16 protein-coding genes are annotated in these 17,990 nt (G+C 62.0%); 10 read left to right on the plus strand and 6 right to left on the minus strand.

Annotated features, from left to right (window positions below; genetic code table 11):
- Nucleotides 1-182 precede the first annotated feature (182 nt).
- The gene (locus CHU95_RS14100) at nt 183-1,976 is read left to right on the plus strand and encodes an acyl-CoA dehydrogenase C-terminal domain-containing protein (protein ID WP_094456969.1); all 1,794 of its coding nucleotides are present in this window, start codon (nt 183-185) and stop codon (nt 1,974-1,976) included.
- 136 nt (nt 1,977-2,112) lie between these two features.
- Here the strand turns inward: CHU95_RS14100 and CHU95_RS14105 are convergent, their stop codons facing one another.
- From CHU95_RS14105 to CHU95_RS14125, 5 genes are all read right to left on the minus strand, one after another.
- Complete coding sequence (locus tag CHU95_RS14105; protein ID WP_094457248.1) at nt 2,113-2,448, minus strand: argininosuccinate lyase; 336 nt, start codon at nt 2,446-2,448, stop codon at nt 2,113-2,115.
- Nucleotides 2,449-2,558: 110 nt separating this feature from the next.
- Complete coding sequence (locus CHU95_RS14110) at nt 2,559-3,362, minus strand: DUF2189 domain-containing protein (RefSeq protein WP_094457249.1); 804 nt, start codon at nt 3,360-3,362, stop codon at nt 2,559-2,561.
- Between the two features lie 214 nt (nt 3,363-3,576).
- Complete coding sequence (locus CHU95_RS14115) at nt 3,577-4,305, minus strand: arginyltransferase (protein WP_094456970.1); 729 nt, start codon at nt 4,303-4,305, stop codon at nt 3,577-3,579.
- A gap of 27 nt (nt 4,306-4,332) precedes the next feature.
- On the minus strand, nt 4,333-5,307 hold the full coding sequence (locus CHU95_RS14120) for an alpha-E domain-containing protein (protein WP_094456971.1): 975 nt from the start codon (nt 5,305-5,307) through the stop codon (nt 4,333-4,335).
- A 14-nt stretch (nt 5,308-5,321) separates the two neighbouring features.
- Complete coding sequence (locus CHU95_RS14125; protein WP_245838249.1) at nt 5,322-6,905, minus strand: circularly permuted type 2 ATP-grasp protein; 1,584 nt, start codon at nt 6,903-6,905, stop codon at nt 5,322-5,324.
- 612 nt (nt 6,906-7,517) lie between these two features.
- Here CHU95_RS14125 and CHU95_RS14130 point away from each other — a divergent pair.
- Nucleotides 7,518-10,946 (plus strand): class I SAM-dependent DNA methyltransferase, encoded by a 3,429-nt coding sequence (locus CHU95_RS14130; protein ID WP_094456973.1) that lies wholly within the window; start codon nt 7,518-7,520, stop codon nt 10,944-10,946.
- An 80-nt stretch (nt 10,947-11,026) separates the two neighbouring features.
- Here CHU95_RS14130 and CHU95_RS14135 read toward each other — a convergent pair whose 3' ends face one another.
- Nucleotides 11,027-11,272 carry a toxin-antitoxin system HicB family antitoxin gene (locus CHU95_RS14135; RefSeq protein WP_094456974.1) on the minus strand — a complete coding sequence of 82 codons (246 nt, stop codon included), beginning with the start codon at nt 11,270-11,272 and terminating at the stop codon, nt 11,027-11,029.
- A gap of 280 nt (nt 11,273-11,552) precedes the next feature.
- Between CHU95_RS14135 and CHU95_RS14140 the strand changes: the two genes are divergently transcribed.
- The 8 genes from CHU95_RS14140 to CHU95_RS14175 all read left to right on the plus strand — a co-directional run bounded on the left by CHU95_RS14140 (nt 11,553) and on the right by CHU95_RS14175 (nt 17,955).
- Nucleotides 11,553-12,089 (plus strand): hypothetical protein, encoded by a 537-nt coding sequence (locus CHU95_RS14140; RefSeq protein WP_245838251.1) that lies wholly within the window; start codon nt 11,553-11,555, stop codon nt 12,087-12,089.
- A gap of 132 nt (nt 12,090-12,221) precedes the next feature.
- Nucleotides 12,222-12,698, plus strand: coding sequence for a nucleoside deaminase (locus tag CHU95_RS14145; RefSeq protein ID WP_094456975.1), 477 nt, complete (start codon nt 12,222-12,224; stop codon nt 12,696-12,698).
- Between the two features lie 26 nt (nt 12,699-12,724).
- Complete coding sequence (pncA, locus tag CHU95_RS14150; RefSeq protein WP_094456976.1) at nt 12,725-13,357, plus strand: bifunctional nicotinamidase/pyrazinamidase; 633 nt, start codon at nt 12,725-12,727, stop codon at nt 13,355-13,357.
- Nucleotides 13,358-13,459: 102 nt separating this feature from the next.
- A complete protein-coding gene (locus tag CHU95_RS14155) occupies nt 13,460-14,182 on the plus strand; it encodes a glycosyltransferase family 2 protein (RefSeq protein ID WP_094456977.1) in 723 nt (240 codons plus the stop codon).
- On the plus strand, nt 14,179-14,493 hold the full coding sequence (locus CHU95_RS14160; RefSeq protein ID WP_094456978.1) for a lipid-A-disaccharide synthase N-terminal domain-containing protein: 315 nt from the start codon (nt 14,179-14,181) through the stop codon (nt 14,491-14,493). Before CHU95_RS14155 ends, CHU95_RS14160 begins: the two co-directional genes overlap by 4 nt.
- On the plus strand, nt 14,490-16,145 hold the full coding sequence (locus tag CHU95_RS14165) for an ArnT family glycosyltransferase (protein ID WP_094456979.1): 1,656 nt from the start codon (nt 14,490-14,492) through the stop codon (nt 16,143-16,145). Before CHU95_RS14160 ends, CHU95_RS14165 begins: the two co-directional genes overlap by 4 nt.
- Before the next feature lie 78 nt (nt 16,146-16,223).
- Entirely contained in the window at nt 16,224-16,691 is a 468-nt protein-coding gene (locus CHU95_RS14170; protein WP_094457251.1) for a RidA family protein, read from the plus strand.
- A gap of 88 nt (nt 16,692-16,779) precedes the next feature.
- Nucleotides 16,780-17,955 carry a GNAT family N-acetyltransferase gene (locus CHU95_RS14175; protein ID WP_094456980.1) on the plus strand — a complete coding sequence of 392 codons (1,176 nt, stop codon included), beginning with the start codon at nt 16,780-16,782 and terminating at the stop codon, nt 17,953-17,955.
- Nucleotides 17,956-17,990 lie beyond the last annotated feature (35 nt).

The raw sequence follows: 17,990 nt of genomic DNA on the forward strand, positions 1-17,990 counted from the left end.
CTTTCGCGGGGGAGGCATCTTGGAGCTGCTAGAACTGTGTTGCACCTTGTTCCACATCTCCCCCGTCCACCCTATCGACGCCCCGAGGTGCCCCATCTGCCGTTAGGTCTGAAGCCAGTTCGGCGCCGGATTTTTCGGGGGATGACGGTCTGCCGCGGTAGCGGTCCACACGGAGAGTTTCCATGCCCATGTACAAGGCCCCGCTCGAAGATATCAACTTCGTGCTGAACGATGTCCTGAATGCGCAGTCGCTGACCCAGCTTCCCGGCTTCGAGGATGCGACCCCCGACCTGATCCAGTCCGTTCTGGAAGAGGCCGCCAAGCTCTGCGAGAACGTGCTGCAACCCCTCAACCGTTCCGGCCACGAGGAAGGCTGCCACTACGAAAACGGTGTGGTGCGCACGCCCAAGGGCTTTAAGGAAGCCTATAACACCTATAAGGAAGGCGGCTGGCAGGGTCTGGCCTTTGATCCCGATTATGGCGGGCAGGGTCTGCCGCACACGATCGGGTTCGTGCTGGAAGAACTGATGTGTTCGTCGAACATGGCGTTTGCCATGTATCCGGGCCTGACCCATGGCGCCATGAACGCTATCCGCGCGCATGCCAGCGACGAGCTGAAGGCCCAGTACCTGCCCAAGATGGTCTCAAGCGAATGGTCCGGCACCATGTGCCTGACGGAGCCGCATTGCGGCACCGACCTGGGCTTGATGAAGACCAAGGCCGTGCCCAGCGATGATGGCAGCTACCGCATCACCGGCACGAAGATTTTCATCTCCGCCGGTGAACATGACCTGACCAGCAATATCATCCATCTGGTGCTGGCCAAGCTGCCCGATGCCCCGCCGGGCATCAAGGGCATCTCCCTGTTCCTGGTGCCGAAGTTCCTGCCCAACGAGAATAATGAACCCGGCGTGCGCAACGGCGTGATGTGCGGTTCCATCGAACATAAGATGGGCATCATGGCCAACGCCACCTGCGTCATGAATTTTGACGATGCCAAGGGTTGGCTGGTGGGCGAGCCGCACAAGGGCATGCGCGCCATGTTCACCATGATGAATGCCGCCCGTCTGGGCGTGGGCATGCAGGGTCTGGGCGTGGCGTCCGTCGCCTACCAGAACGCCGTTGCCTATGCCAAGGACCGTATCCAGGGTCGCTCCCTGTCAGGCGCCAAGGCCCCGGACAAGGCCGCCGATCCCATCATCGTGCATCCCGATGTACGTAAGAACCTGATGCAGGCCAAGGCCTTCACGGAGGGCGCCCGCGCGCTGGGCTATTGGGTCGGCATGATGATCGACCTGGTGGAAAAGCACCCGGACCCGGTGGTCCGTCAGGAGGCTGACGATTTCGTGGCCCTGCTGACCCCCGTTGTGAAGGCTTACTTCACCGACATGGGCTATGAGGTCGCCACCAACAGCCAGCAGATGTATGGTGGTCACGGCTATATCCGTGAATGGGGCATGGAACAGTTCGTGCGCGATGCCCGTATCGCCATGATCTATGAAGGGGCCAACGGTATCCAGGCGTTGGATCTGGTTGGCCGCAAGCTGCCCCAGAATCTGGGCCGCCTGCTGCGTCGTTTCTTCCACCCGATGCAGGCGGAATTGGAGCAGAGCCAGGAGAACCCGGCACTGCTGGAATTCGTCATTCCGGTCGCCAAGGCTTTCGGCAAGTTGCAGCAGGCAACCGCCGTTGTCGCCCAGAAGGGCATGGCCCGCCCGGATGAGGCCGGTGCCGCTTCCACCGACTATCTGCGCATCTTCGGTCTGGTGGCCGTGGGCTGGATGTGGCTGAAGATGGTGAAGGTGGCCCAGGAGAAGCTGGCCAATGGTGCCGATGGCAAGGACAGCTTCTACGACGCCAAGATCAAGACGGCCCGCTTCTTTGTCGAAAAAATGCTACCGGAGGTGGATTTCCGCTTCAAGAGCCTGATGTCCGGCGCCAAGTCCATGATGGAACTGGACGCCGAACAGTTCTGATTTCGCTTGTTTGGACTGCTCTGCAACTTAATGGCTGCCGGTGCGACCCGGCAGCCATTTTCTTTACAGGCTGCCCGAAAAGAAAAGGGCCGCCGGGTCGCACCGGCAGCCCGATCCTGAACGTCAGGCCTCAGGCTCACTCATACTCGGCCCAGGTCGTGTCCTTCTTGCGATCATAAAAGATTTTGATGGTCGACACGTCGCAGAGGTTGAAGCCTTCCCACTCGGCCGGGGTGCCGTCGTCGTAGACCACCTTCAAATCCCACATGCAGGGCTTTTCCTTGCGGCTAAACTGGATTTCATAGGACTCGCCATCGGACATCTGGTCCCGGCCCAGGATGTCCTCTTCCCAGCTCGACGCTTTGCTGGGGGAAACATAGACCTCAGAAATCGTGTAGCCGGTCCGGTTCTTCAAAGTGAAGTTTTGCTTTCCCTCCGCCCATGCGGAAGGAACGGCCAACAGCGTCATCATCGACAGGCCCAGCAGAGCCCTCACGAAAACATGCATCATCAAGCCCCAATGCTAGTAGAACGGGCGGATACTTGCATGCTTTCATTGAGGTTTCAATGTTTTCACTGTCGCTATACAACCAGCTTGCGGTACAGATGCCAAGTGGCATGCCCCAGGATCGGCATCACTACCGCCAGCCCCACAAATAACGGCAGACTGCCCAGCAGCAGCAATCCGGCAACCATCAGGCCCCAGATAGCCATGATGACCGGGTTGCGCCAGACGGCGCGGGCTGAGGTGACCATGGCATCCAACAGCCCGACGCGCCGGTCCAGCAGCATGGGGAAAGACACAACGGTCATGGTGAGGACCAGCATGGCAAACAGAAACCCGACACCATTGCCGATCACGAACATCATCATGCCTTCACGCGTGCTGATCAGGGCATTGATGAAGCTGGCAATCCCTTCATGCGGCTGGCTGGCCAGCGTTGCCATGTAGATCCGCTCCGCCACCCCCAGCCAGACCAGGAAAACAGCCAGCAGCATGGCGCCCAGCCAGGCGATGGGCATGATCTGCCCCGAGTTGCGTACATCCAGAGCATTGCGCCAAGTGATCTCGACCCCCATCTCCCGCTGTCGCGACAACTCATACATGCCCAGGGCGGCGATTGGCCCCATGATGGAGATACCGGCCAGTGCCGGATAGAGCAGGGGGACCAGATCATTCTGTGCGGCCGCAGCGGCGGCCAGCGCCCCGACAACCGGATAGATCAGTCCCAGGAACAGAAGCTGTGTAGGGGCCGCCATGAAATCGCGAACGCCCATGGATAATGCTTCCATCAGATCATGCACGCTGATCCGCCGGACCTCCGGCATGGCGATGGAACGATCATGCTTCATCGCCGCCTGATTGGCGGCCACACGATAAGCCATATCCTCAACCTCCCCAAATGCCAGCGGTCCGCCATCCGGTCGGATGGCCGGCGGGTCATGGTTCGGCCGGCGGACCCGGCGAATCAAATCGGCATTCCGGACATCCGGAGCCGCAAGGGGCGATCGGTCGAACCCACTGCGACAAATCATAGCAGGTTCGCGCCAAATTGCACCTGGCAAACCGAACCCGGCGCGGGGCTGCCAGAGGGTGGCGCTAAATGGTCAGCGGCGCCCAGCCGTCACGGCCAAGTGCTTCCAGGGGCTGGAAATTCGCCTTGTATTCCATTTTTGGGCTGCCTTTGATCCAGTAGCCCAGATACAGATATGGCAACCCTTCCTGGCGACAGCGTTCGATCATGGCCAGGATCAGATGTGTGCCCAGGCTGCGCTTGGGTTCTTCAGGATCATAAAAGCTGTAGACGGCGGAATAGCCATCTTCCAGCCGGTCGACCAGCATGGCCCCGCGCAGGCGCCCCATCGGGTCGCGGGTTTCGGCCATAAAGGTGTGAACGCGCCCCTCATCGACCATGGAGGCGAAGTCGCCGGGCGTCATCCGGTTCATGTCGCTGTCATTGTGGCGGGCCTCCTGATACAGCGCGAACAATTCGAACTGCTCCGGATTGGCAGCGGCGGGTATCACCTCCAGGGTCAGGTCGGCATTGGCACGCAGGATCCGACGGTTGGTCCGGCCTGCCACAAAGCTGGCCACCGGCACCCTTACCGGTACACAGGCACTGCATCCCGGACAGACAGGGCGGTAGACAATGTCATGGCTGCGCCGGAACCCGGCCCGCGACAGGGCCGAATTTACCTCCCCCGCCTGCGGGCCCACCAACCGCGTAAACAGCTTCCGCTCCACCCGCCCGACCAGATAGGGGCAAGGCATGGGGCCGGAGCGGAAGAACTGCTGCAAGGGCCGGTGCAGGGGCGGGATGACACTCATTCGTGGCCCTGGGCGTGGGGGGCTGGATCAGGCGGACAGCGTACCCGGTTGGTCGATCAGGAAAAAGGCCTGTGCGATGTCGTTGGACAATTTGGCAAAATTGATCTGCAACCCGTCCAGATATTCATGCAGGCCCACGGAAATAACGGACTCGATGGTCTGGTTGGACAGATTGCCCAGCAATTCGTCCGACCGTTCCAGCGGCAGGGTGCCGCGGCGCAGGCGGTATTTGCTGTTCAGCCGGTTGAGAAGACTGTCCACCTCGCGCATGCAGACCAGCACGGAACGAGGGAAATTATCGTTGAACAGCAGGAAGCCGGCCACCGCCGCCGGCGTCATGCCCCTCGGATAGACCCGCCGGAAGGCGTGGTATCCGGCGGCCGAGCGCAGCAGGCTGTTCCATTGGCTGATATCAATGGGGGTGCCGACATCGCGCGGGCTGGGCAGCAGCGTATGGTACTTGATGTCCAGGACGCGGGTGGCCTGGTCCGCCCGCTCCAGATTGCGGCCCAACTGGTAGAAGTACCAGCCCTGGTCACGAAAGAAGGTGCCCTCTGTAATGCCCGTATGGGTCTGGCAGGCTTCCTTGATCGAGGCACATAGCCGTTGGATATTGTGCTGGGCCAGATCCGTGGCCGGTTCCAGCGCCAGCAGACGGTTATAGAACATATTCAAATGTGCCCACATCTCGGTCGAGATCAGGGGCCGTAACTGCCGCGCATTCTCCCGCGCCGCAGCAATTGCTGCGATGATCGAGGTGGGGTTTTTCTGGTCCAGTACATAAAAATTCAGCACATTCTTGACGCTGGCCGTGGGGTACAGCTCAAAAAAGCGCTTTTCATCGGCGTTCAGGCGCAGGATCGGCAACCAGTTGGTGGACCCGAAACTGTCACGGGCAAAGGTTTCATGCACGTCCAGGATGCAGGCCAGATTTTCGGCCCGTTCCATATAGCGGGCCATCCAGAAGATGCATTCGGCGTAACGGGCGAGAAGGGCTGCCATGTCCGATTCTCCCCTTACTGGCTTTGCGACTGGGACTGGGATGACGATAAGGCGGCGTGTGACTGGGACTGGGTGTGGAACGGATCGGTGCTGTCATCGGCCACCGGCTCCGGCTCCGCCTGCCCCCCTTCGGTCAGGACCCAGGTATCCTTGGACCCGCCGCCCTGGCTGGAATTCACGATCAAGGTCCCTTTCTTCAGCGCCACGCGCGTCAACCCGCCCGGCAGCACCCAGGTGCTTTTGGCGGTGATGGCGAAGGGACGCAGGTCCACATGGCGCGGTTCGATGCCTTCCTCCGTCAAGGTCGGGCAGACCGACAGCGGTACCATGGGCTGGCTGATATAATTGGCCGGGTCTTCCAGCAGCTTGGCCCGGCATTCCTCCAGCTCGGCCTTGCTGGCGCGCGGGCCGATGGTGATGCCATAGCCCCCGGCCTCGCCCACCGGCTTCACCACCAGCTTGTCGAGATTATCGAGCGTATATTGCAGCGCGTCCGGTTCGCGGCAGATATGGGTGTCGACATTGGGGATCAGGGCGTCTTCGCCCAGGTAATATTTGATCATGCGCGGGACATAGGCATAGACGGCCTTGTCATCGGCAACACCGGTCCCAATGGCATTGGCCAGCGCCACATTACCCTTGCGATAAGCCTCAAAAATCCCCGGCACGCCCAACATGCTGTCCGGGTTAAAAGCCAGCGGGTCCAGGAAATCATCGCCGATACGGCGATATATCGAGTCCACCCGGCGCAGACCGCCCGTGGTCTTCATATAGACTTTATCGTCAATGACGGCCAGATCGCGGCCTTCGACCAGCGGCACGCCCATCTCGCGCGCCAGAAAAATATGCTCAAAATAAGCGGAATTATAGGCACCGGGCGACAGCAGCACCACCTGTGGGTCATAGCTGTCGACATCGGCGCGCGGCGGCGCGATCTCGCACATGGCGTCCAGCAGTTTGGCGCCATAATTTTCCACATTGCGCAGGCCGATATCCCCCATCAGATCGGGGAAGGCGCGCAGCATCATATGGCGGTTTTCCACAACATAGGATACGCCCGACGGCACGCGGCCATTATCCTCCAGCACCCGGAACGTGCCCTCATGGTCACGCACCAGATCGACGCCGGCAATATGGATATAGGTCTTGAAGGGCAGGGTGATGCCCTGCATCTGCGGCCGGTAATTGGCATTGCCCAGCACCAGTTCGGCCGGGATGATCCCGTCTTTCAGCACATGCTGATCATGATAAATGTCATGCAGGAACATGTTCAGCGCCGCGATGCGCTGCTGCACGCCCTTTTCCAGATGCGCCCATTCCTTGGCCGCGATGATGCGGGGGATCACATCGAAGGGCAGGATACGGTCGACGGCCTTGGCATCGCTATAGACCAGAAAGGTGATGCCCAGATTATACAGCTCCCGCTCCGCGTCCGATGCGCGTCGTCGAAGATCGTCATAATCAAGCTGTCGAAGCCGATCCTTCACGGCCTCGGTATGCGATGCCGGTTTGCTGGCCGATCCAAACAGCTCATCATAAAAGCCGTTGGCATCATAGGACGACAACAGGTCGTCAACACCTTTTCCAGACCCGCTCAACAGAGCCCCCTGCGCCCTTCGTGCCATGCGATCCGCTGTCGAGGGCGATGCCGACATCGGCTTCGTTTCGCATCCGCGAGATTGAGATTAACAGATCAGTAAGGTTTGACCAGAGCCCGTGTGAGCGCTCGCTACGGTTTTGCAGGGTGTGCTGTTTTTGCCCTGCGGGAGGGGCAGGGTGGGGCCAGTGCGCCTACGCAACATTGTGGAACATGATCGGGTGTCATGTTCCGGCGATAGCGGGATCACCGCTCCGAATGGCGCCGGCTTCGAATGCGGGGCGGACTGTGCAACGCTGCGCAACATCGCATGTCCGGATGTTGCACAGGGCGCGGGTGCCGCAGGCTGACAGAGTGGCTGTCCACGCAACCATGTGAAACACGAAAACAGGTTCTGTTGCGTAGCGACGGCGGTGGCCGGGACACGGACATGGATAGGGTGCTGCGGCACACAGTATAGCACGGCGGCGGGGGGAAGTCAGCGGTTGGGGTGCGGAGAGATGGCGAGCACGCTGTATCCAGCGCTTCCCGTTTGATGATCAGTCAGTGTTGACTTGTGCGGAATGCCAACCAGACCTAAATTGAAGATAGATTCAGTGGGAATGGTTTTGTCATGAATGCCGATAAATTCATTGAATATTGGTCTGGCCGTGGTGGTTCAGAGCGGGCAAATTATCAGAAATTTATCAATGAACTTTGTGAATTGATCGGCGTAGACAAGCCAGAAGCCAGCCATGCCGAGGATCATCGTAACGAGTATGTCTTTGAAAAGCGCGTCCGGGCCATGGATGTGGATGGCGAGGACGGGCGGTATAATTTCATCGACTGCTACAAGCGTAAGCATTTTGTTTTAGAGGCCAAGCAATCGGACAAGCGTATGCGTGGCGTTGGCGCCTCGGGGCCGGATCTGTTCGGGGAGGTGGCGGCGCCTGCCGCCGCGCCGAAGGCGGCGTGGGATCGGATGATGAAGCAGGCGCGGCAACAGGCGGAAAACTATGCCAAGTACCTGCCCGAATGGCCGCCCTTCCTTCTGATCGTCGATGTCGGGCATGTCATCGAGGTCTATGCCGATTTCACGGGCCTGGGCAAACGCTACAAGCCGTTTCCGGACAGCCGGTCGCACCGGATCGCCATCCCCGACCTTGCCGATGCGGCGGTGCGGGACCGGTTGCGGGCGATCTGGACCGATCCCTTGTCGCTGGACCCCGCTGCCAAGCGTGCGGAGGTGACGAAGGACATCGCCTATCGGCTGGCGCGCATGGCGCGTACCCTGGAAAAGCGGCATGACCCGAAGGAAGTGGCGCTGTTCCTGATGCGCTGCCTGTTCACGGCCTTTGCGGAGGATGTGGGGCTGTTGCCCGCCGATGCGTTCCTGACCCTGCTGCGCAAGGCGGAGGGCAATCCGCAATTCCTTCCCCGCTATCTGACGCCGTTCTGGAAGTCGATGGACAAGGGCAGCGACTTTGACCCGATGATCGGCGCGCCGGTACGCCATTTTAACGGCGGCCTGTTCAAGAATGCCCAGGCTTTGGCCCTGACCGGCGATGAATTGTCGGAACTGATCACCGCGTGTCAGCGGGATTGGCGCAATGTCGAACCCGCCATCTTTGGCACCTTGCTGGAAAACGCCCTGTCGGTGCGGGAGCGTGGGCAGTTGGGCGCGCATTTTACGCCGCGCGCCTATGTCGAACGGCTGGTCATCCCGACGGTGATTGAGCCGTTGCAGGACCAGTGGCGCGCCACCCTGGCGCTGGCCGAGGGGCGGCGCGCGGCGGGCGATGTCAAGGGCGCGGTGGAGCTGATCCGCGCCTTCCACCGCGACCTGTGTCAGGTACGGGTGCTGGACCCTGCCTGCGGTACCGGCAACTTCCTGTATGTCAGCCTGGAACTGATGAAGGAACTGGAAGGGGAGGTGCTGCTGGCGCTGGAGGAACTGGGCGCTGCGGCGCAGGCGTTGCTGGATTTGCAGGGCACGACGGTGGGGCCACAGCAATTTGTCGGCCTGGAAAAGAATGCCCGCGCCGTGCCCATTGCCGAACTGGTGCTGTGGCTGGGCCATTTGCAGGGGCATCTGCGCCTGCGCGGGCCGGAAAGCCTGTCCGATCCCATCCTGAAGCCGGTGGAAACAGTGCGGCATGCCGATGCCGTTCTGGCCTGGAAAAAAGAGGAACTGGTCCTGGATGCGGCGGGCAAACCCGTCGCCCGCTGGGATGGCGTTTCCCTGCGCACCGATCCGCACACAGGCCGACAGGTGCCGGATGAAACGCAGGTGGTGCCGCTGAAGCGATACACCGACCCGAAGCCCGCCCCCTGGCCCAAGGCGGATTACATTGTCGGCAACCCGCCCTTTATCGGTGGCAAGGATCTGCGCCAGGAATTGGGCGATGGCTATGCAGAGGCATTGTGGGCGGCCTATCCGCATATGCCGGGCGGGGCTGATTTTGTGATGTATTGGTGGGACCGTGCCGCCGATCTGGTGCGCGAGGGCAAGGCGCGGCGGTTCGGTTTCATCACCACCAATTCCATCACCCAGACCTTCAGCCGCCGGGTGATCAAACGCCATCTGGACGCCAAGAAGCCGCTACACCTGTCTTTTGCCATCCCCGACCATCCCTGGGCCGATGCCCAAGGGGCCGCCGCCGTGCGCGTGGCCATGACGGTGGGCATGGCGGGTGCCGGTGAGGGGTTGTTGAAGCAGGTGGTGGCGGAAGGCGACGCGAACCCCAATGATGGGGCCATCGCCGTGACCTTCGCCATTGAGCAGGGCGTTATCCTGCCGGATTTGACCATTGGGGCCGACATCGCGGGCGTTCTGCCGTTGAAGGCCAACGCAGGACTTTCATCGCGTGGTGTGTCGCTCCACGGTTCCGGCTTTATTGTCACCCCGGCGGAGGCAGCGGCCCTGGGGCTTGGCAAGGTTCCCGGTCTGGAACAGCATATCCGGCATTATCGCAACGGACGTGACCTGACCGGGAAAAGCCGGGGCGTGATGGTCATCGACCTGTTTGGCCTGACAGCGGAACAGGTGCGGCAGCGGTTTCCGGGTGTGTATCAGTGGCTGATGGATCGTGTTCATGATGAACGCCAAGCAAAGGCCGATACGCCGGATGGACGCCAATATGCGGCGCAATGGTGGCTCTTTGGGAAAACACGCGGAGAATTGCGAAAGGCGCTTGCTGGTTTGCCCCGCTACATCGCAACGGTCGAAACCGCGAAGCATCGAATATTCCAGTTTCTGGACATTGATATTCTTCCCGACAACAAGCTGATTGGCATCGGTCTGCATCAAGCCGTTCATCTTAGCGTCCTCAGTTCCCGCATCCACACGACATGGGCGCTGGCGGCGGGTGGTTGGCTTGGGTATGGCAATGATCCCGTCTATGTGAAAACACGCTGCTTCGATGCCTTTCCCTTCCCCATCCTTACGCCTGCCCAGGAAGCCCGCATCGGCTCTCTGGCCGAGGAGTTGGACGGGCTGCGCAAGAAGGTGCTGGCGGCGGGGCATTTCACGCTGACCGAGCTTTATAATGTGCTGGAAAAGCGCAAGGCGGGGGCGGCGTTAGAGCCGGCGGAGCGCGATATCTATGAGGCAGGGCATGTCGGCGTCCTGCTGGACCTGCACCGCGCCATCGACGCGGCGGTGGCCGATGCCTATGGCTGGCCTGCCGACCTGTCCGACCGTGACATTCTTTTCCGGCTGGTGGCCTTGAACAAGGAACGGGCGGCGGAGGAGGCACGGGGCCTTGTCCGCTGGCTGCGCCCGGAATTTCAGAATCCCGGCGGGGTGCAGGCGGGCGAACAATTGTCCGCCGACCTGGGGGAGGCGACGGTGGCCGCCACAAGGCCCGCCTGGCCCAAACTGCCCGCCGAACAGGTGCAGGCCCTGCGCCAGACCCTGTCCGCCGCCAACAGCGCGCTGCCCGCCGACGCGGTGGCCCGCGCCTTCAAGGGCGCGCGCGGCAAGCAGGTCAAGGACATGCTGGACCTTCTGGTCGCCCTGGGTCAGGCACGGCGCATCGGCGATGGCCGCTATGCCGCGTGAAGGGGTTTGACACTTTCGGCGCTGACCAACCTGCCTTCTTGGCTCGTCCATGCAACATCGTGACCGGGACGTAGGCGCCCTCACGCCACCCGATCATCGTCGCGTGGTTGATTGCCGACGCCGGAGCGCGCCAGGATTTCCTTGGCGCGGCCAGGCACAGCGCGGGCACCACGGGCGGCGAAATAGCGTTCGGCCTCCACCTGGGCACCGACACGGGAGGCCAACGCGGTTGCCACATACTGGTTCAGGCTGACGCCTGTCATCTCCGCCAGACGGGTGGCTTCGGCCTTCAGGTCGTCTGGGATGCGCAGAGGGAAACTGCTCATTTTAAACTCCGCAAAACATCGACGGGCCGCTGCACACTGATACCGTAGGTAAGGTAACCCGGTTATGTGTCGTTCGGGAAGTTTTTGCTGTCGCTGGCGGTGCCGAGTCATGTCGGCGCTGACCGCGCCTTCGGCTGGGTCCCCGCTTTCGCGGGGAAGACGTGAAGAGGTGCGGCAATCAAACGCAAGATAGGGCACACCCCCGCTTTTTATCCCCCTGGCTACCATCCCTACGGGAACCCTTTCGGTTGGCAGAACAACCGCCTATATAGGGGCCGCAATGATGCTCCGTCTGGTGGCAATGGCCTTGATCATGAAACGCACCTATACCCGCAAGGAAGTGCAGGACCTGCTGGGCGCCCTGGAGCGCCAGGCACGCGATGCGATCCGACTGGCCAAACAGGCGGAGGAAGAGGCGGCAAAGGACAGTTTCCTCGCCTATAACGACTTCCGCAATAAGGTGGGGGAGTTCAGGGCGCTGTGTATCCTGATCGAGGGGCGCCTGCGCGCGGTGGATACGGCGCGGGTCGATGACCTGAAAGAAGAATATGCCCGGCTGGACACGCTGATGCTGGGCCTGCTGGTCCGGGCATCAATGCGGTTCTTCTTTGTGCTGTCGGCCAAGACCATGCTGCCCATGGGGGCCCGTGACATTTTTATCGCCGAACTGCGCAGTCTGCATGATGCGGCAGAAAAGCTGCGCCGCCCCGAATATGCGGCGGTCATGGGGGACAAGCTGAAGGGCGATCTGGAAACGGCCGAACTGATCTTGGAAGAGATCATCGACAAGGCGCCGGGCCTGCTGAATTTCAGTTAACCGCACTCGCCGCCGCCATCGCGACCCGTACCAGGGTTTACGCACCGCAGATTGTCATTAACCCCGTGACAGGTCCGGTGCCCGGACGCTATCCCTTGCAGCAGCGTTCCATTTTCAGAATATGGCGTCTGCATGTCCGAACAAGACCAGTATTTCCTGTCGCTCGCCGCCGACCTGTCCCGTCAGGGCATGGAAGGCGGGCAGGGCGGGCCGTTCGGCTCGGTGGTGGTGATGGCGGGGCACGTGGTCGGGCGTGGCTGCAACCAGGTCACCTCCAGCAATGATCCCACCGCCCATGCCGAAGTGGTGGCCATCCGCGACGCCTGCCGCAATCTGGGCCGGTTCGATCTGCGCGGGGCGGTGCTTTATGCCAGTTGCGAACCCTGCCCGATGTGTCTGGCGTCGGCCCTGTGGGCGCGGGTGGATCGTATCGTCTATGCCAATGACCGGTTCCAGGCGGCCGCCATCGGTTTTGATGACGCCCTGATCTATGAACAGGTGGCAGCCGCCCCGGACCGGCGGATCATTCCCTGTGACCACCGGCCCAATGATGATGCCCTGTCCGTGTTCACGGACTGGACGGCCAAGGCTGACCGCGTACCCTATTGATATCAGCCGCAAGCGGGGGAAGGGTGATGGTGACGCTGTGTGCGACCGATCTGCTGGTCCTGGTCGATATCCAGAATGATTTCTGCCCCGGCGGTGCCCTGGCCGTGGCCGATGGCGATGCGGTGGTGCCGCTGGCCAATGATCTGGCCCGGCGGTTCCAGGCAGCGGGCGCCGGTGTCGTCCTGACCCAGGATTGGCACCCGCCCGGCCATGCCAGCTTTGCCGACAATCATCCGGGCGCCCAGCCCTTCCAGACCATCCGCCTGCCTTATGGTGAGCAGACCCTGTGGCCCGCCCATTGTGTGCAGGGCACGGCGGGGGCCGAATTTCATGCCGGGCTGGATGTTCCCATGGCATCGCTGGTGATGCGCAAGGGGTTCCGCCCCGCAATCGACAGCTATTCCGCCTTTTTCGAGAATGACCGGCACACCCCCACGGGCCTGGCCGGTTATTGCCGGGAACGGGGCTTCACGCGCCTGTTCTTTGCCGGTCTGGCCACTGATTTCTGTGTCGCCTTCTCCGCCGAGGATGCGGCGCGGGCGGGTTTCACGTCGGTCCTGTTGACGGGGGCCAGCCGGGCCATCGACCTGAACGGGTCGCTGGATGCGGCGCTGGCGCGGCTGGCGCTGGCCGGGGTGACGGTGATGGAGAGGATCTGACAGAAACAGGGCGGGAGGCAGAGGCATGAAAGCGTCACTTTTCTTCCGGTCCTGAACCGATTATGTCGCCTGGGTAATGGTTTCGCACCGGCTGGAGGTTGCGTGCAGCTTTCTGTTCTGATCCCGGTCCTGGATGAACAGGACAATATCCTGCCGCTGCTGGAGGAGCTTTATGCCGCCTTGGCGGCGGGCCCGGCCTTTGAAGTGCTGGTCATTGACGACGGCTCCACCGACGCCACCCCCGTCCGGGTGCAGCAGGTCCTGCCAGCCTATCCTACGCTGCGCCTGATCCGCCATGCCCGCCGCGCCGGGAAAAGTGCGGCCCTGGTCACCGGGGCGCATGCGGCCCAGGGCGCGTGGCTGGTGTTCATGGATGGCGACCGACAGAATGATCCCGCCGACATCCCCGCCCTGATCGACCTTGTGCAGGGGGATGATGATCTGGCCCTGGTCAATGGGGTGCGGCATCAGCGACAGGACACATTGTCCAAGCGTTTGGCCTCCCGCGCTGCCAATGCCATTCGCCGCACCCTCCTGCGCGATGACTGCCCCGATACCGGGTCGGGTCTGAAGCTGATCCGCCGTGACCTGTTCTTGGACCTGCCCGCCATCGATTGCCTGCACCGGTTTATCCCGGCCTTTGTGAAGGGACGGGGGCGGGCCTATGCCAATCTGCCCGTAACGGACCGGCCGCGCATTTCCGGCCTGTCCAAATACACCAACCTGCATCGCGCGGCGGTGGGTGTCTGGGATCTGTTTGGGGTCATGTGGCTGTTGCGTCGTCAGAAGCGGCCGGGTGCCGCAACCGAGGTCTTGGCACCATGATCTGGACCCAATTGAACCAATGGTGGCACGCCGCCGTCGATGGTCAGGAATGGCTGGTCCTGTTCGGCCTGTCGGCGCAGGCCATGTTCATGATGCGGTTTGTTGTGCAATGGATCAGTTCGGAACGTGCGGGCCGCAGCATGATGCCGGTCGCCTTCTGGTGGTTCAGCCTGGGCGGCGGACTGCTGCTGACCATCTATGGTTTTCTCAAACATGAGTTGGTGATCATTGCCGGGCAGTTGCCGGCCCTGATCATCTATTCCCGCAACCTGCATCTGATCCACCGCGAACGGCGGGGGGTGGGGGCATGAGCGCCTATCGCGCAATAGGCCGCCCGCACTGGCTGCTGCTGGCCCTGCTGGCGGTTGCGGCGTTCATGCCAGGTTTTTTCACCATCCCGCCCTTCGATCGGGATGAAAGCCGCTATATCCAGGCCAGCCATCAGATGCTGGAAACCGGCGACTTTGTCGATATCCGGTTCCAGGACGAAGCGCGGCACAAGAAACCCGTGGGCATCTACTGGATGCAGGCGGCGACGGTGCATCTGCTGACAGGGGGAGAGGATACGGGACCGGTCTGGATGTACAGGCTGCCGTCGCTGATCGGCGCCATCGCCGCCGTGCTGCTGACCGCTTGGGTGGGACTGGCGCTGTTCGGGCCGGGGGCGGGCGCCATCGCCGCCATGATGATGGCGACCTGCGTCATCCTGGGCGTGGAAGCCCGTATGGCCAAGACGGACGCGGTACAGTTGGCCTGTGTGCTGGGCTGCTTTGGTGTGCTGGCGCGGGCTTATCTGCGGCCTGACCGGGCGCTGCCCTTGCCAACGGCGCTGCTGTTCTGGGTCGCGCTGGGCGTCGGGGTGCTGGTCAAGGGCGTGATCTTGATGGTGGTCGGCACCGCCATCCTGGCTCTGTGGTTGATCGACCGGGAAGTCTGGTGGGTGCGCCGTCTGCGCCCGGCCCTGGGTCTGCCGCTGTTCCTGGCCGTCATTCTTCCCTGGCTGATCGCCATCACCATTGCCACACAAGGGGCGTTTTTTGGCACGGCGGTTGGGCAAGAATTTCTGGGCAAGGCGGGGACAGGACAGGAAAGCCATGGGGCGCCGCCCGGATATTTCCTGGCGACAGTCTGGCTCAGCTTCTGGCCCTGGGCGCCCTTGGTCTTCCTGTCGCTGCCGCTGATCTGGGCGCGCCGGCATGAGGTGGCGGTGCGGTTCTGCCTCGCCTGGATCATTCCGACCTGGGCGATCCATGAGATGGTGGCGACCAAACTGCCGCATTACACCTTGCCCGTCCTGCCGGCCCTGGCCCTGCTGGCGGCGGCGATGGTCATTGGCAGCCGCCGGCCCGCCCTGCCGCGCGGCTGGGTCTGGGCCGCAACGGGCCTGAGCGGGGCCGTGTCGCTGGCCTTTGCCGCGGCCATCGTCGGGTTCCCGGTGCAGTTGATGGGGCAGGTACAAGCAGGGTCTGTCGTCGGTGCCGTGGCTATCCTGACCGTCGGTGGCCTGACCCTCTGGCTGATCCGCTCAGGGGCTGGCAATGCCAGCCTTGCCATGGTCGTGGCCACCCTCATGGCCTATGTCGGCATCTTCGCCATGGCTTTGCCAAACCTGGCGCCCATGTGGCTCAGCCCGCAGGTAAAGCAGGTTGTGGATCAACATAAGCCCTGTTCCGGCAGCATCCTGGCGGCCGGTGGTTATAATGAGCCGTCGATGGTCTTCCTGGTCGGCACGCAGACCCGGCTGGGCGGCGGCGAAATGGTGGCCGCCCATCTTCTCTCCGATCCTGCCTGCGCCATTGGCATGGTGACCACAGGGCGGGAAGAGGCGGCGTTCACCGCCACTTTGCGTGCTGCCGGCCGCGAACCCCGGATGGTCGCCGCCCTCTCCGGCTTCAACTATTCACGGGGCAAGCCGGCGACCTTGCATTTCTACATCCTGACGCCGCCGACCGTAGCGCCCTGATCCCGGACCAAACCCTTTCCTGACGGGGGTGCCTGCTGCTATCAAGGCGGCCACATCATTCTGGGAATGGAGGACACCATGGCGGGGCGTATTGATGCGCGTCTGGCTGAACTGACGATCGAGTTGCCGAAGGCTGCCGTACCGCTGGCCGCCTATGTGCCCGCTGTGCGTACCGGCAACCAGCTTTTCATCTCCGGTCAGGTGCCGATGTGGAACGGCGAGTTGCGCCATGTTGGTAAGCTGGGCGCGGGTTACAGCATCGAGGACGGGCGCGAGGCGGCCCGCGTCTGTGCGCTCAACATTATTGCCCAGGCCAAGTTGGCGCTGGACGGCGATCTGGACCGGATCGTTCGGGTGGTGAAGCTGGTGGGTTTTGTGAATTCCACGGGCGACTTCAACGACCAACCCAAGGTGATCAACGGCGCCTCGGAACTGTTCGGTGAGATTTTTGGCGATGCCGGCAAACATGCCCGCTCTGCCGTCTCGGCGGCGTCGCTGCCCTTTGGTGTCGCGGTGGAGATCGAGGCCATTCTGGAAGTGGCGTAAGGCCTTATCCCAAACGGGCGGTGTCGTGGCGCTTGGCCTTGGCCCCGCCCGTTCTATATCCTGATCCTGCAACAGGACGGCGACACCCATGCCCGACGGTCAGGACCTGGACAATATCAGTATTGATCTGGTTGAAGACATCCGCCGACTTCCGGCATCCGACTGGGATGCCTGTCTGCTGGACACGCCCGGCGGTGCCGATAATCCGTTTCTGCGTCATACTTTTCTAGCTGCGCTGGAAAGTAGCGGATCGGTGGGTGGCAATACGGGATGGGACCCCCGCCATGTGGCCGTGCGCGATGAGGGGGGGCGCCTTGTCGGTGTCGCCCCGCTTTATGTCAAGTATCACTCCTATGGCGAATATGTCTTCGACCATGGCTGGGCCAATGCCCTGGACCAGGCGGGCGGCCGCTATTACCCCAAGCTGCTATCGGCGGTGCCATTCACCCCTGTGACTGGTCCGCGCCTGCTGGTCCGTGCCGATGCACCGCCGGGCATCCCTGCGGCCATCATTGCCACGCTGGCCGGCCTGACGCGCCGTAATGATCTGTCCGGCGCCCATGTCACGTTCCCCAATCAGGCGGACCATGACCGTCTGGTCGAGGCCGGCTGGCTGTCGCGCATTGGCACGCAATATCATTGGGACAATCGCGGTTACCGCAGCTTTGAGGATTTCTTGGGCGCCTTCAGCAGTCGCAAGCGCAAGATGGTGCGCAAGGAACGCCAGTCGGTCACCGACAGCGGTCTGGAACTGCTGACCCTGACCGGTACGGATATCCGGGAAGAACATTGGGATGCGTTTGACCGGCTCTATCGGTCCACGTCCGACCGTAAATGGGGCTCGCCCTACCTGACCCGTGACTTCTTTTTCCAGTTGGGCCAGGGCATGGCAGACCGGGTGGTGCTGGTCATGGCGCGTGATGGTGGGCGTTGGGTTGGTGGGGCGCTGAACATGCTGGGCGAAACCACCCTCTATGGCCGGAACTGGGGCGGGTCGGAGACCTATCCGTTCCTGCATTTCGAGGCCTGTTATTACCGTGCCATTGATTTTGCCATTGAACGGGGCCTGAACCGGGTGGAAGCGGGCGCCCAGGGGGAACACAAAATCCAGCGCGGCTATCTGCCCGTAAAGACCTTTTCCGCCCACTACCTTGCTCATCGTGGCCTGCGTTATGCCGTTACCGATTTCCTGTTGAAGGAACGGGCCGCGATGGAAGCCCATATTGCTGACCTGATGGCGGAAAGCCCCTATCGTCAGGCGTGACAGATTTGCCGGGATGGGAGCGGAAAAATCCGCCC

Origin of the sequence: Niveispirillum lacus (genome assembly GCF_002251795.1) — a bacterium.
Lineage (GTDB): Bacteria > Pseudomonadota > Alphaproteobacteria > Azospirillales > Azospirillaceae > Niveispirillum > Niveispirillum lacus.